This is a genomic window from Pseudomonas cremoris, assembly GCF_014230465.1.
Genome location: NZ_JAAXCY010000011.1, coordinates 275,419 through 288,571, shown reverse-complemented (window position 1 = coordinate 288,571; position 13,153 = coordinate 275,419). Strand labels below are relative to the sequence as shown.

Genomic DNA, 13,153 nt, shown 5'->3' with positions numbered 1-13,153 from the left:
TTACTGAAAGAGTGAAAGAGCTATTTATCATCTGTGGGGCATGAAAGACACTGGCGCCCTTCATTTTCGGACAGGACGCTGTGATGTCTCCCTCTCGACCCTCTGGCCTGATGCTGTTGCTGCTGGCCACTGCGCAACTGATCATCGCCCTTGATGCGACCATCGTGTTTGTCGCCTTGCCGCAGATCGGCAGCCACCTGGATTTTTCCGCCCAGCAATTGCAGTGGGTAGTGAGCGCCTACAGCGTGGCATTTGGCGGTTTCCTGTTATTGGGGGGCAGGGCCACGGACCTGCTCGGCAAGCGTCGGCTGTACCGGGTGGGCCAGTCGCTGTATGCGCTGTCGTCCCTGGCGGCGGTGCTCGGTGGCAGCGCGATGTTGTTGGTGCTGGCGCGGGCGGTGCAGGGCGTGGGGGGGGCGTTGTTGTTTCCGGCAACCTTGGCATTGATCAACACCCACTACGCCGAAGGGCCTGAGCGTAACCGTGCATTTGCGGTGTGGAGCGCTGCATCGGCGGCAGGCTTGGCATTGGGTGCGCTGCTCGGCGGTGTGCTGACGCAGGTGTGGGGATGGGAAGCGGTGTTCCTGGTGAACGTGCCGCTGGCCGGTGGTTGTGCGTGGGCCGCGCGTTATTGGATTCCGGCCGATGGCGAACGGGCCAAGGGGCGCAACTTTGATATCAGTGGTGCGTTGACTGTGACTGTCGGCGGCACCTTGCTGGTGTTCTCCTTGGTGCAAGGCCCGGAGTGGGGCTGGGTGGCCCCGCGAACCCTGGGGTGCATCGCCTCTGCCGTAGCATTGCTGGGGCTGTTCGCCTGGATCGAACATCGCGGGCGCGACCCGCTGATGCCGTTGCGGTTGTTCGCCTACCGCGAACTGCGTATGGCCATGGTGCTGACGGCGGTGTTCATGAGCAGCTTTGGCGTGCAGTACTACTTCCTGGCGTTGTATTACCAGCAGGTCTACGGCTACAGCGTGTTGCAGGCAGGCCTGGCGTTTTTGCCGGCGACCCTGGTGTGCACCTTCGGCATCTGGCTGGCCGAGCGTTCGTTGGCCAGGATTGGCCTGCGTCATACGCTGGTCAGCGGGCAACTGGCGGGCGCGGTGGGTATTGCGCTGGTGTGCTGGGCGTTGCCGACGGGGGTTGGATTTTGGTCGTTGCTGCCGGGGATATTCATCTTGAGCATCGGCCAAGGCATGACGTGGACGGCAATGTGGGTAGCGGCGGGCCTGGGCATTCGGCCGGGAGAGCAGGGTGTGGCGGCAGGGATGGCGTCCACCAGCCAGCAGATTGGTGGCGCGCTGGGGCTGGCGGTGCTGGTGTCGGTGGCCAATGCCGGAGGGATTGAGTGGGCGTTGTGGTGGAGCGCGGGGGTTGCGTTGGTGGGGGCGCTATTGGCATTGAGACTGAAGGAAAACAGTCTCGAGTCGAGCACAAGCCTGGAAACAACCTAGGTCCCACATTGACCGCATTTCAACGCAGGTCATTTTCAGCGACCCAACATCTTCACCCAACGCGACGGCGGCATGCCGTAGGTGCTGCGAAACTGCCGGGTCATGTGGCTCTGGTCGGTGAAACCGGCGGTCATCGCGGCGTCCACCAGCGATGTGCCTTGGGCCAGCAGGCTGCGTACCAGGTCCAGGCGGCGCATCGTCAGGTAGCGGTAGGGGCTGGTGCCGAACAACAAGCGAAAATCTCGCGACAACGCCCAGCGGTCACGCCCGGCGTGGTCGGCCATTTCATCCAGGGTAATGCTGCGGCCCAGGGCGCTGTGGATAAATTCCCGCGCACGTTCGGCGGCGACGTAGTCGAAGGTCTTGCGGCTGACGATGACGCCCGAGGCTTCGCTCAGCGCTTGGGCAACGTCGTACATCGCATCCTGTTCTTGCAGCGGATCAATCGGGCAATCCAGGTTCTGCAACAGCACTTCACTGGCGCGAAACAGGCGCGGGTCGGTGGTATGGCCATTGGGAATGAACGGTAAAGGCTTGCCGCCGAGGATCTGCTGGATCAGTGCCGGTTCTACGTAGATCATGCGATACCGGAAGCCTTCCACACTGCTGGCGCGACCGTCATGGGTCTCGTCAGGATGAATCACCATGGTCGTGCCGGGCAGGCTGTGAGTCATGCAGCCGCGATAATGAAAACTCTGCACGCCGAACAACGTACGGCCAATGGCGTAGGTGTCATGGCGATGCGGGTCGAACGCGAAGCCGGCAAAGTACGCCTCAATGCGGTCCATGCCGCTGGCGTGCGGGGCGCGGTGCATCCAATCGAGGGGCGAGGTGGGATGGCCCATGGTGGCTTGTCACAAATTGAGGTGGAAATACGGTAACCCAGTCTTGCATTCCCTGTCTGCCGGTGTCTTGTACGATTGTGCAGCTCAGGGGCGAGGCCTATGATCGCCATTCGTGCCCTGCGCTGATGGAGTTGCCCCCATGGATTTTTTCAACCCCGCCTATGCGGCGCCCCTGGTCTCACTGGCCCTGCTCTGGACTGTGGCGGTGGTAACACCCGGCCCCAACTTCTTCAACACGGCGCAATTGGCCGCCAGTTGTTCGCGTCGCCATGGCGTAGTGGCATCGGCCGGCGTAGCCACCGGTACTGTCCTGTGGGGGCTGGCAGGGGGCCTGGGGATCAAGTCGCTGTTTACTGCCGCGCCGATGCTGTACCTGGCCTTCAAGATCATCGGTGGCTGTTACCTCATCTACCTCGGGCTGAAATTGTTCAAACGCTCCGCGCCGGCCATGGGCCAGAACTTGCTGCCGGACGAACCTCGCCGCTCTCTGTTCTCTGCGTGGCGCCTGGGGTTGCTGGGTAACCTGTCCAATCCCAAGGCCGCGCTGTTCGTGGCCACTATCTTTGCCTCCACCATGCCACCTTCGCCGTCGCCGATGCTGCTGACCTTGGCGGTGATCACCATGGCCACGTTGTCCTTCAGTTGGTACTCCAGCGTTGCCCTGGTGTTTTCCAGCGAGCGCATGGCCAACCTCTACAGCCGTTCGCGCAAGTGGCTCGACCGCTTTGCGGGTGGATGCTACGTGCTGTTCGGCGCACATCTGGTAGCGAATCGCTGACGGCCCGTGGTAAGAAGCCTTACTTTCAACAGTGAGGCCGGGTCATGAGCAAGGTGCGTGTAGGGATTATTTTTGGTGGCCGTTCGGCTGAGCACGAAGTCTCGTTGCAGTCGGCGCGCAATATCGTCGATGCCCTCGACCGCACACGCTTCGAGCCCGTGCTGATCGGCATCGACAAGGCCGGCCACTGGCACCTCAACGACACGTCGAACTTCCTGATCAACCAGGAAAACCCGGCCCTGATCGCGCTCAATCAATCCAACCGCGAACTGGCGGTCGTGCCCGGCAAGGCCAGCCAGCAAGTGGTCGAAACCGCCGGCAGCGGCCTGCTGGAACACATCGACGTGATCTTCCCGATCGTCCACGGCACCCTTGGCGAAGACGGCTGCCTGCAAGGCTTGCTGCGCATGGCCGACTTGCCCTTTGTGGGTTCCGATGTCCTCGGCTCGGCGGTGTGCATGGACAAGGACATCAGCAAGCGCCTGCTGCGCGATGCGGGCATTGGCGTCACACCGTTTATCACCCTGACCCGCCGCAATGCTGCACGCACCACCTTTGAGGTGGCGGTGAACACGCTCGGCTTGCCGATGTTCGTCAAACCTGCCAACCAGGGTTCGTCGGTGGGCGTGAGCAAAGTGGCCGATGAAGCCGAGTACCACGCCGCCGTCGAACTGGCCTTGGGCTTTGATGAAAAGGTGCTGGTGGAATCCGCCGTTCGGGGCCGTGAAATCGAATGCGCGGTGTTGGGCAACGACAATCCCATTGCCAGCGGTTGCGGTGAAATCGTCGTGAGCAGTGGCTTTTATTCCTACGACAGCAAATACATCGACGGTCAGGCCGCGCAGGTAGTGGTGCCTGCGGAAATCGGCAGCGAGGCCAGCGAGCGTATCCGTCGCCTGGCCATCGAAGCGTTTGAGGTGTTGGGTTGCGCGGGCTTGGCGCGAGTCGACGTGTTCCTCACCGACGACGGCGAAGTGCTGATCAACGAGATCAACTCACTGCCCGGCTTCACCCGTATCAGCATGTACCCCAAGCTGTGGCAGGCGGCGGGGATGAGTTACAGCGAGCTGGTCAGCCGCTTGATCGAACTGGCGCTGGAGCGGCATGCCGCGCGCAAGGGCTTGAAGATCAGCCGGTAGCAATAAACCGACAGAGCAGTAACGCCGTCAGGCGTTACTGAGGACCTCCCGAAAAACATCCGGTCTTATGGCTGCAATGTGCAGCAGTGAACGCGCTGCACCTGAAGGGGAGCGACGCCCTTGCTCCCATTCCTGAAGGGTTCTTACCGAAACCCCTAAAAGCTCGGCAAACTTGGGTTGTGACAACCCTGTCCGGCTTCTTGCTTCGGCTGCTTGAGTCAATTCAACTTGATGTACTTGGCCATGACGCCCCGCTTTGACGTCCACGATTGCAGCCAGTAGTTCCTCGCCGATATTGCGTTGGGCGTCACGTTTTTTCAGCTGTTGTTCAGTGAGTGGCATGGTTCATTTCCTTCGCAATTTTGTACAGCGTGTGCGCTGGAATATTCTCGGTTGCGCCCTTGCCATAAATAAGTAGCGCTACCAGCGCCCCGCACGCTAACTGTGCGGTGTAGATGACTCTTACCGATCCGCTTTTTCCCCGACCTTCCAGGCTCCAGCGTACTTTTCGGCAACCGCCAGAGCCAGGTACAACTGTGCCGGATTCCGGGTGGCTAGCTAGAAAAGCCATGAAGATACCTCTTTCCTCTTCTGTCCAATAGTCAGGCCAAAGTCTGGTGAACAGTGGAGATTCTATGATCGTTAGCACGCGAAATTCTACGTCTTTGACGTAGCCTCTGGCAAGAAAGGGCGGGCCAGAAAATCGCAGGAGAGAAGACGCTGTTCAAGGTGCTTTTTATCGCAAAAAGTGACACGACCACGTGCGTGCTAAAGGCGCAGGTAGGGCTTGAATGGATTGCTTGTAGGCTATCGGTCAGTGCTGTGTACGGGCAATCCACGAATAGATCAACGTCTTCGGCTCCTGCGGGTTATGCGTCCTTCGGCGATAGCTGGCAAACGCCGACGAGGTGCAGTAGGTACATACCTCGCTCACCTCAATCTGCTCACGCGATACTCCAGCCGCCTGCAGCAAGATCAACCCATACCCACTCAAGTCAAACCACGCACTTCCCGCTTGCCGCGCATGGGGCGGTGCAATCTGCGGCGCCAGCAATGGCGCCGGTTGTACAGCGCTCCACGGCGTCTTCTCGTCCTGCCACAAGTGCCCCTGGTTCGCCTGGAACTGGGCGATGAACTCATCGCTCACTTCGTAGCAGCACGGTTTGACCGATGGCCCGATTGCCACCCGCAGTTGGTCGACGGCAATCCCCGCGTCGGCAAACCGCTGCACGGCATTGGCGATGATGCCGCCTTGCAAACCCTTCCAGCCGCCATGCACCGCCGCCACCTTCTCGCCGTTTTTTGCGGCGATAAGAATGGGCAAGCAGTCAGCCGTGATCACCGCGATCGGCTGATGCTCATCGGTAAAAACGCCGTCGGCCGGTATTGTGTTGGTCTGCTGGCCAGCCTGCCAGTCAATGACTGAAGCGCTGTGAACCTGCTTGGCAATGAATACATCAGCCGGGCACAGTGGATCATTGATCGTGCAAAAACCGTGTTCGATGCCAGGAATGGCGCCGAGATTGTCTGCCTGCTGCACAGGGCTTTCTCCATTGATCAAAAGGTCAGTCGCCGACGGCTTCGCCTTCGCGCCGAGGGTCTGCGCCGCCGTTCAGCAATACCTTGCCGTTGGCATCACGCGTGCGGACGATGGCTTGGATGCCGCTGGTCATGTCGATCTCGCTGAGCACGTGGCCTTTGTCCTTCAGGGCTTGTTTCAAGGCCGGGCTGAACAGCCCTTGTTCCAGCTCTGTCGCACCATTGCGACTGCCGAAGTTGGGCAGGCTGATGGCGGCCTGCGGGTCGAGGTTCCAGTCGAGCATCGCTACCAGGGACTTGCTCACGTACTCGATGATTTGCGAACCGCCGGGCGAGCCCACCGTGGCCAGCAGCTCGCCGCTGTGGCGGTCGAACACCAGTGTCGGCGCCATGGCCGAGCGTGGGCGTTTGCCGGGCTCGACACGATTGGCCACAGGTTGCCCGTGTTCTTCTGGAATGAACGAAAAGTCGGTCATCTGGTTGTTGAGCAAAAAGCCCTGGACCATCACATGGGCGCCGAACGCCGCTTCCACGGTGGTGGTCATCGATACCGCGCCGCCCCAGTCATCCACCGCCACCACTTGCGAGGTGGAAATACGCAGTGGCGAACGGTCCGGTGCGTACGCCACCTGGATACCCGCAGGCGTGCCCGGCTTGGCGGTGCCCATGCTGCGCTCGCCGATCAAGGCCGCACGCTTGGCCAGGTAGTCGGGGGCGACAAGACCTGCCACCGGCACCGGCACGAAGTCGGCGTCGGCGACGTACAGCCCGCGATCGGCAAAGGCCAGGCGCCCGGCTTCGGCGAGCAGGTGTACCGCTTCGGGAGTGGGTTCAAGGCCGGCGGGTGATGTGCTCTTCACTGGCGGCATTGATCCTATGGCCAATCGCGGGTTGCGGGCCTCAAGCGCCTGCAATGTCCCCAGGATCTGCGCGATGGCAATCCCGCCCGACGACGGTGGCGGCATGCCGCACACCTTCCATTGCTTATAGTCGGTGCACAGCGGCGCGCGCTCCTTGGCGGTGTAGCCCTGGAGGTCGGCCTGGGACAGGCTGCCTGGATTGCGATTGCCCTGGACCTTGCGCGCGATCTCATTGGCAATCGGCCCGTGATACAGCGCGTCCGGTCCCTCCATGGCGATACGTTTGAACACGGCGGCCAGCGCCGGGTTTTTCAGCAGCGTGCCGGTGGCCTTGGCGGTGCCATCGCCATTCAAGAAGTACGCCGCCATTTCTGGCGACTTTGGGATATAACGGTCGGCGGCAATCAGCGCATGCAGGCGTGGGGAAATCGCGAAGCCTTGTTCCGATAAGCGAATAGCCGGTTCAAACAGCTTGGCCCATTGCAGGTGCCCAGTCTTCTTGTGCGCCATCTCCAGCGCGCGCAATACGCCCGGCGTGCCGACCGAGCGCCCGCCGATCTGCGCTTCGGGAAACGTCATCGGTGTGCCGTCGGCCCGCAAGAACAACCGCTCAGTCGCCCCGGCCGGTGCCGTTTCGCGGCCGTCATAGGCGTGCACGTTTTTTCCGTCCCACAGCATGATGAACGCGCCGCCGCCAATACCGGACGATTGCGGTTCCACCAGGGTCAGCACGGCTTGCATCGCAATCGCTGCGTCAATCGCCGAGCCGCCCTGGCGCAACATCTCACGCCCAGCCTCGGCCGCCAGCGGGTTGGCGGCAGCGGCCATATGGCGCTCGGCGTGGCGGGTGCTGAGGTCGGTGCGATAGCCCGAGCCCAACTCCGGTGCCGGCGGTTGTTCGTTGATCGGGGTATGGCACGCCGCCAGGGTGAGGGCTGCCGCAATCACCGACAACCGTCGGCGGGAAATCAAAAGCACGCGCTGAACTCCGTTCATTGTGAAAATGATCTGTTGTCCTTGGGCCGTACTTTTTACAGGTAAATCGTGCCTTGAAGATAGAGCACGGCATGCCCTGAGATGATCACGCGGTCGCCCTTGAGCTCGCAGCGCAACTGGCCACGGCGCTGGCCGCCTTGTTCGGCGGTCAATTGCGACTTGCCCAGGCGTTCGGCCCAGAACGGTGCCAGCGATGTGTGCGCCGAGCCGGTGACCGGGTCTTCATTGACGCCCACGTTCGGGCCGAACCAGCGGGAAACAAAGTCGAAGCGCGTGCTTTTGGCGGTGACGGCGATCCCGCGCTTGGGCAGGCCCTTGAGGCGAGCGAAGTCGGGTTTTAACGCAGCGATCTGCGCTTCATCGTCTACCAGCACGATGTAATCGTCGGTGCCATATACGTCGGCGCGTTCGATGCCCAAGGCGGCCAACATTCCCGCCGGCGGCTCGCAACGCTCGGGTTGCTTGGCCGGGAAGTCCATCGCCAGTTCGTCGCCGTTGCGCGTCACCCGAAGCTCACCGCTGCGGGTGGCAAAACGCAGCACCTGCGGCGCATCCGTGAGCTTGTGGATCAATACCCAGGCGGCTGCCAACGTGGCATGGCCGCACAGGTCCACTTCGACTTCGGGAGTAAACCAACGCAACTCATAGAGGTCGTCACGACGCACGAAAAACGCGGTTTCCGACAAGTTGTTTTCGGCGGCGATGCGCTGCAATTGTTCGGCGGGCAACCACTCGGTGAGTGGGCAGACGGCAGCCGCGTTGCCGCCGAATACGTGTTGGCTGAAAGCGTCGACTTGATAGATGTCCAGTTTCATCAGGGGCACTCCGTGTGGGGGATGCAGGACACTAACAGTGGGATAGGGGAGCGTCGCGATACAGATGGCAGTTTTTTTTGAGCGCATATGCACTGCTCGGCTTAGCGGCGTTGGCCACCGCGTTGAAAAGCGCCAGATCAGGCCCTTTTTCTGTCCCTCGGACAGTAGAAACTCGCTGCTCGCCGCCGCCTTTGACTACCGCGTTCCAGGTGGCGTGGAGTCCAGCGCCGAGCATGATGATTGCGAGTTCCTGTAGGGGCTGAACCGCAGGGAGTATGCCGCAGCACTTTTCTGCAGACATAAAAAAACGGCCTACCTTTCGGTAAGCCGTTTTTAGTACTTGGTGGCTACACAGGGACTTGAACCCCGGACCCCAGCATTATGAATGCTATGCTCTAACCAACTGAGCTATGTAGCCAAGTGGCGCGCATTATTCGCTTGGAACGGCAATGCGTCAAGCGTTTTATTGAAAATTTTTCTACGCTTTCAACTGTTTAAGGAAATACAGGCGATTGGGCGACGAGTGGCGGGGTGAGCGAGGGGGTTGCGACGGCTTCATCAAGTTGGGCAGATATCCCTGCCGCCCAACAATGGCCGGTTGGCCTGGCTTACGGATGCAACGGGTTGTGGGTGGCGCGTTTGAGTTGTTCGCGTGCCCGCGACAGGCGTGAGCGCACGGTTCCAATGGGGATGTCCAACACGTCGGCAGTGTCCTGGTAGCTGCCGTCGGTTTCAAGCGATGCGTACAACGTTTTGCGCATTTCCACTGGCAGGCCCTTGATAGCAATCAGGGTTTTTTCCAGTCGGCGGTTGATCTCGAATTCCCAATCCAAGTTGTTGTTTTCCTCCTGGCCATGCCACAGGGCCTCATCGAATTCGCAGTGCACCGGTTTGGCATACAGCCGCCGAAAGTGGTTGCGAATCAGGTTCTGTGCAATGCCGCACATCCACGTGCTAAGTGTCGCCTGGCCGCTGAAGCGATCTCTGCTGCGCCAGGCTTCCAGGTAGGTCAGTTGCAGGATGTCGTCGGCATCCTCGGGGTTGAGTACGCGTTTATGGATAAAACGTCGGAGTTTTTTCTGATGGTCGTCCGTCAGGTGGAGCATGAATTGAGGCGAGCCGCCAACAAGGTGAGCTAAAGCACCAATAGGGATATCCATGATTTTTTCCTCAGGGTAGACGCTATCGAAATGGTGTCGACGCAAAGCCCTTTAGCACTGGTTGTGCCAAGCGAAAAAAACATATAACTCTTTGATATCTAAGGATAAATATCTTGAAAAGGGTGATTTTTGTGCAACGGCTTGCACGCAGCTATCTGAAGCCGTGCCGGTCTTTTCAATATTTCAGGCAATGTTGATATTCATGGAACCGAACCGGGAAGGCTTGCCACACAAGCTCACACTTCCTGTCCTGGCCCGCCCATGAAAGTTGAATCCACTCCCGATGTGCAAACGCTGCAAAGCCTGGATCAGCCTGTCGTTAGCGGTACCACCCGCGCCCAAGTGCCGGTTGCAGCGCCGGTTGTCGATGACCTTGCCAATCTTTTCAGCCAGGAAGTGGCGTTTAACAGTAAGGCCCTGGGCCAGCGTTCGATGGGCGTGCGCATCACCCCGGTCGAGCAGCTATCGCAACTCTATGATCAATTGGGGCACCCGGCCCAGGCGAGTCTGGCGGCTATTTCTCGTCGTGTACGCCTGCAACTGTTGCAGCAGCCGGGCGTCGACAAACTCCTGGAAATCACCGGCAACGATCCCGCGCGGACCTACGTGATACTCCGGCAGGTGACAGCCCAGGCGGAAGCCGAAGTGCGCAAGACCGAAGCGGCGCTGGCGCGCGATGCCCTGGCCAAGCTGGAGGTGCGCTACAGGCGGGAGATCCAGGCTGGCCTGAACATCGCCATGGCGTTGCAGGCTGCTACGGATGATCCTCAAGAGCGTCAGGCAATGCGCGCCTTGTACTACGCCAGCGTGGTGGTGCGCCAATCCCTGGCGACCATGATGCAGGCCCTGCTGGGGGGGTACGGCGGGGAACAATTTGCAGCCGGGCTCAATGTGATGCGTCGGGCCTTGGCTGATGATATTGCGGCGCAGGCCTCATCGATTCCTGGCGCCAAGTTGCGCACGTTGCTGCTGGGGCTGCAAAGCTGCGGGCATTTGAGCGGAGTGTTGAGCAGTTGTGAGTCGTTGATTCAGCGCCTCGAGGTTGAGCACGACGCGGTGGTGCTGTTGCAACGTTTGCTGGGGTATGCCAGCGGAGGCATTGCGTGTGCCGAGGTCCAGCGGTTGGCCGGTGACTTGAGCCATGAGTCGTCCGCAGGTCAGTTGGTCTCGCTCAACGGGATTTACCCAATGCTCAAAGGTTTGCCGTTGGCGCTGTGGCGCGATAATCGCGGGCGTCAGGAAGGGCTGCATAACGTTCTGTTGGTGATGGATGAGCTCACGCGCCAAGAGAAACTCCCCGCGCGCCCTGGTGATGATTCGAGGGCCGAGGGGTGACAGTGCTGGCGACGGCCAACCGCGTACTGCTCAAGATGGCGCAACGCGCCGAAGTGCTGGGCGCGGTAGTGGTTCTGGCCATTGTGTTCATGTTTATCGTGCCGCTGCCCACCTGGTTGGTGGACATTCTGATCGCGCTCAACATCTGCATTTCCTGCCTCTTGATCGTGCTGGCGCTGTACCTGCCCGGGCCGTTGGCCTTTTCGTCGTTCCCGTCGATCTTGTTGCTGACCACCATGTTCCGCCTGGCGTTGTCGATTGCTACCACGCGTTTGATCCTGCTGGAACAGGACGCCGGCGATATCGTCGAGGCGTTCGGAAATTTCGTGGTGGGCGGCAACCTGGCGGTGGGCCTGGTGATCTTCATGATCCTCACCATCGTCAACTTCCTGGTAATCACCAAGGGTTCGGAAAGGGTGGCCGAAGTGGCCGCGCGTTTCAGCCTGGACGCGATGCCCGGCAAGCAGATGTCCATCGACAGCGATTTGCGTGCCGGCCTGATCGATGGCGCGCAGGCACGGGACAAGCGAGAGCAGTTATCCCGCGAGAGCCAGCTGTTCGGCGCCATGGATGGGGCGATGAAATTCGTCAAGGGCGATGCGATTGCCGGCCTGGTCATCGTAATGATCAACCTGCTGGGCGGCTTTTCCACCGGTATGTTCCAGCACGACATGAGCGCTGCTGACTCCATGGCGTTGTACTCGGTACTGACCATCGGTGATGGCCTGATCGCACAGATTCCGGCGCTGCTGATTTCTCTGACGGCTGGCATGATCATCACCCGCGTCGCACCGGATGCGCGTCGTGGCGTCACCAACATGGGCGCTGAAATCGCCCGGCAAATGACCAGCGAACCCAAGAGCTGGATGATTGCCTCGGTGGGCATGCTGGCGTTCGCCGCCCTGCCGGGGATGCCCACGCTGGTATTTATTTTCATTGCGCTGGTCACCGGTTCGCTGGGGTATTACCTGGCGCAGGCGCGTAAAAAACAGGATATGCCTGAAGGGCCGGACAGCAACGCCGTGGCGCCGCAGGACAATGGCGACGAAGACCTGCGCGCCTTCGACCCCTCGCGACCTTACCTGCTGCAGTTCCCCACACGGTTGCACGGCAGTCGCGTCGTAACCGAGTTGGTGCAACGTATTCGCCAGACCCGCAACGGGCTGGTGACCAACCTGGGCTTGACCCTCCCTGCGTTTGAAATCGAGTTCTTGCCCACGCTTGAGGACGATGAAGTGCGCTTTTGTGTGCATGAAATTCCGGTCCTCAAGGCGACGATCGGACCTTGGGTGGCGGTGGCGCATGCTGCCCTGACTGCGCAAATAGAAGAGGGCACCCGGGGGCAGGTATCACGGGAGGAAGACGAGTGGACCTGGTTGGCACCGGACCACCCCTTGCTTGATGACGAACAGCTAGAACGGTTCACCGCACAGGCCTTGATCCTTGAGCGCATGAGCCGGGCGATGATGCTCAGCGGCCCGCAATTTTTGGGCGTGCAAGAAAGCAAGTCGGTCCTCAGTTGGTTGGAGTCAACCCAGCCTGAGTTGGTGCAGGAGTTACAACGCATCATGCCGCTGTCGCGCTTTTCATCTGTGCTGCAACGCCTTGCAAGTGAGGGCGTGCCACTGCGTGCAGTGCGCTTGATTGTCGAGTCACTGGTCGAGTACGGCCAGCATGAGCGCGAGCCGGAAGCGCTGGCAGACTACGCCCGTATTGCCCTCAAGGCACATATCTTTCACCAGCACAGCGAAGTCGATGGCTTGCATGCCTGGTTGCTGTCACCCCAGGCCGAAAATACCCTGCGCGAAGCCTTGCGCCAGACCCAGACCGGGGTGTTCTTTGCTCTCGACAACGACAGCAGTGCGGTACTCATCGACCTGCTCAAACAAGCTTTCCCCCTGCGTGCCAAAAGCAAGACCGTGCTGCTAGTGGCGCAGGACCTGCGCAGCCCGTTGCGGACCCTTTTACTGGAAGAGTTCAACCATGTTTGGGCAGGCCAACGGCTTCCAGAGTGCGAACAGCTCGGCCGATGTCACTGGCCCGAACCTGAACAACCACGCCATCCTTAGCCGGAATCTTTTGCGCACGAATCTGTTTGTCGGCCAACTCGGCAATCACTTCGTTGGCTTCTTGCTCCGATAGCTGGCGATGGAGCTCCACGCTCTCACTGCAACCCGTCAGCATTAATACCGATAAACAAAAGAGTGTGATGGATAGATAGCAGTGCATGCG

The 13,153-nt window shown here is 60.3% G+C and carries 11 protein-coding genes, 1 tRNA gene and 1 pseudogene; 5 read left to right on the top strand and 8 right to left on the bottom strand.

Translation table 11 applies throughout. The annotated features are described in order from the left end of the window. The first annotated feature begins 110 nt into the window (after nt 1–110). The gene (locus HF257_RS26015) at nt 111–1,454 is read left to right on the top strand and encodes an MFS transporter (RefSeq protein WP_185708446.1); all 1,344 of its coding nucleotides are present in this window, start codon (nt 111–113) and stop codon (nt 1,452–1,454) included. A 35-nt stretch (nt 1,455–1,489) separates the two neighbouring features. Here the strand turns inward: HF257_RS26015 and HF257_RS26010 are convergent, their stop codons facing one another. After that, nucleotides 1,490–2,299, bottom strand: coding sequence for an AraC family transcriptional regulator (locus HF257_RS26010; RefSeq protein WP_185708242.1), 810 nt, complete (start codon nt 2,297–2,299; stop codon nt 1,490–1,492). 139 nt (nt 2,300–2,438) lie between these two features. Between HF257_RS26010 and HF257_RS26005 the strand changes: the two genes are divergently transcribed. Next, nucleotides 2,439–3,077 (top strand): LysE family transporter, encoded by a 639-nt coding sequence (locus HF257_RS26005; protein ID WP_185708243.1) that lies wholly within the window; start codon nt 2,439–2,441, stop codon nt 3,075–3,077. A gap of 44 nt (nt 3,078–3,121) precedes the next feature. After that, a complete protein-coding gene (ddlA, locus tag HF257_RS26000) occupies nt 3,122–4,216 on the top strand; it encodes a D-alanine--D-alanine ligase (RefSeq protein ID WP_185708244.1) in 1,095 nt (364 codons plus the stop codon). Between the two features lie 27 nt (nt 4,217–4,243). On the opposite strand, the gene HF257_RS25995 is transcribed toward ddlA, so the two are convergent. From HF257_RS25995 to HF257_RS25970, 6 genes are all read right to left on the bottom strand, one after another. Further along, entirely contained in the window at nt 4,244–4,558 is a 315-nt protein-coding gene (locus HF257_RS25995; RefSeq protein WP_185708245.1) for a helix-turn-helix domain-containing protein, read from the bottom strand. A 472-nt stretch (nt 4,559–5,030) separates the two neighbouring features. After that, nucleotides 5,031–5,756, bottom strand: coding sequence for a peptidoglycan editing factor PgeF (gene pgeF / locus HF257_RS25990; protein ID WP_185708246.1), 726 nt, complete (start codon nt 5,754–5,756; stop codon nt 5,031–5,033). A 25-nt stretch (nt 5,757–5,781) separates the two neighbouring features. Next, nucleotides 5,782–7,611 carry a gamma-glutamyltransferase gene (gene ggt, locus HF257_RS25985; RefSeq protein ID WP_185708247.1) on the bottom strand — a complete coding sequence of 610 codons (1,830 nt, stop codon included), beginning with the start codon at nt 7,609–7,611 and terminating at the stop codon, nt 5,782–5,784. 35 nt (nt 7,612–7,646) lie between these two features. Further along, entirely contained in the window at nt 7,647–8,426 is a 780-nt protein-coding gene (locus HF257_RS25980; RefSeq protein WP_185708248.1) for a PhzF family phenazine biosynthesis protein, read from the bottom strand. A gap of 341 nt (nt 8,427–8,767) precedes the next feature. Further along, a tRNA-Met gene (locus tag HF257_RS25975) sits at nt 8,768–8,844 on the bottom strand. A 190-nt stretch (nt 8,845–9,034) separates the two neighbouring features. Continuing rightward, nucleotides 9,035–9,586 carry an RNA polymerase sigma factor gene (locus HF257_RS25970; RefSeq protein ID WP_185708249.1) on the bottom strand — a complete coding sequence of 184 codons (552 nt, stop codon included), beginning with the start codon at nt 9,584–9,586 and terminating at the stop codon, nt 9,035–9,037. 261 nt (nt 9,587–9,847) lie between these two features. Here HF257_RS25970 and sctW point away from each other — a divergent pair, with 261 nt between their 5' ends. Both sctW and sctV read left to right on the top strand, forming a co-directional pair. Beyond that, nucleotides 9,848–10,921 carry a type III secretion system gatekeeper subunit SctW gene (gene sctW, locus HF257_RS25965; RefSeq protein ID WP_185708250.1) on the top strand — a complete coding sequence of 358 codons (1,074 nt, stop codon included), beginning with the start codon at nt 9,848–9,850 and terminating at the stop codon, nt 10,919–10,921. After that, on the top strand, nt 10,918–12,990 hold the full coding sequence (sctV, locus tag HF257_RS25960; RefSeq protein WP_185708251.1) for a type III secretion system export apparatus subunit SctV: 2,073 nt from the start codon (nt 10,918–10,920) through the stop codon (nt 12,988–12,990). The genes sctW and sctV overlap by 4 nt, the downstream gene beginning before the upstream one ends. On the opposite strand, the pseudogene HF257_RS25955 reads toward sctV, so the two are convergent. Continuing rightward, nucleotides 12,908–13,150, bottom strand: a pseudogene (locus HF257_RS25955) (type III secretion system inner membrane ring lipoprotein SctJ); the annotation flags it as partial. The gene sctV and the pseudogene HF257_RS25955 sit on opposite strands and share 83 nt — an antisense overlap. Nucleotides 13,151–13,153: the final 3 nt, after the last annotated feature.

Excerpts from the sequence above, each read along its gene's own strand:
- ddlA (WP_185708244.1), top strand. The coding sequence starts at position 3,122 with ATGAGCAAGGTGCGTGTAGGGATTATTTTTGGTGGCCGTTCGGCTGAG.
- HF257_RS26005 (WP_185708243.1), top strand. The coding sequence starts at position 2,439 with ATGGATTTTTTCAACCCCGCCTATGCGGCGCCCCTGGTCTCACTGGCC.
- HF257_RS25995 (WP_185708245.1), bottom strand. The coding sequence starts at position 4,558 with ATGCCACTCACTGAACAACAGCTGAAAAAACGTGACGCCCAACGCAAT.
- HF257_RS26010 (WP_185708242.1), bottom strand. The coding sequence starts at position 2,299 with ATGGGCCATCCCACCTCGCCCCTCGATTGGATGCACCGCGCCCCGCAC.
- HF257_RS26015 (WP_185708446.1), top strand. The coding sequence starts at position 111 with ATGCTGTTGCTGCTGGCCACTGCGCAACTGATCATCGCCCTTGATGCG.
- ggt (WP_185708247.1), bottom strand. The coding sequence starts at position 7,611 with ATGAACGGAGTTCAGCGCGTGCTTTTGATTTCCCGCCGACGGTTGTCG.
- HF257_RS25970 (WP_185708249.1), bottom strand. The coding sequence starts at position 9,586 with ATGGATATCCCTATTGGTGCTTTAGCTCACCTTGTTGGCGGCTCGCCT.
- sctW (WP_185708250.1), top strand. The coding sequence starts at position 9,848 with ATGAAAGTTGAATCCACTCCCGATGTGCAAACGCTGCAAAGCCTGGAT.
- HF257_RS25980 (WP_185708248.1), bottom strand. The coding sequence starts at position 8,426 with ATGAAACTGGACATCTATCAAGTCGACGCTTTCAGCCAACACGTATTC.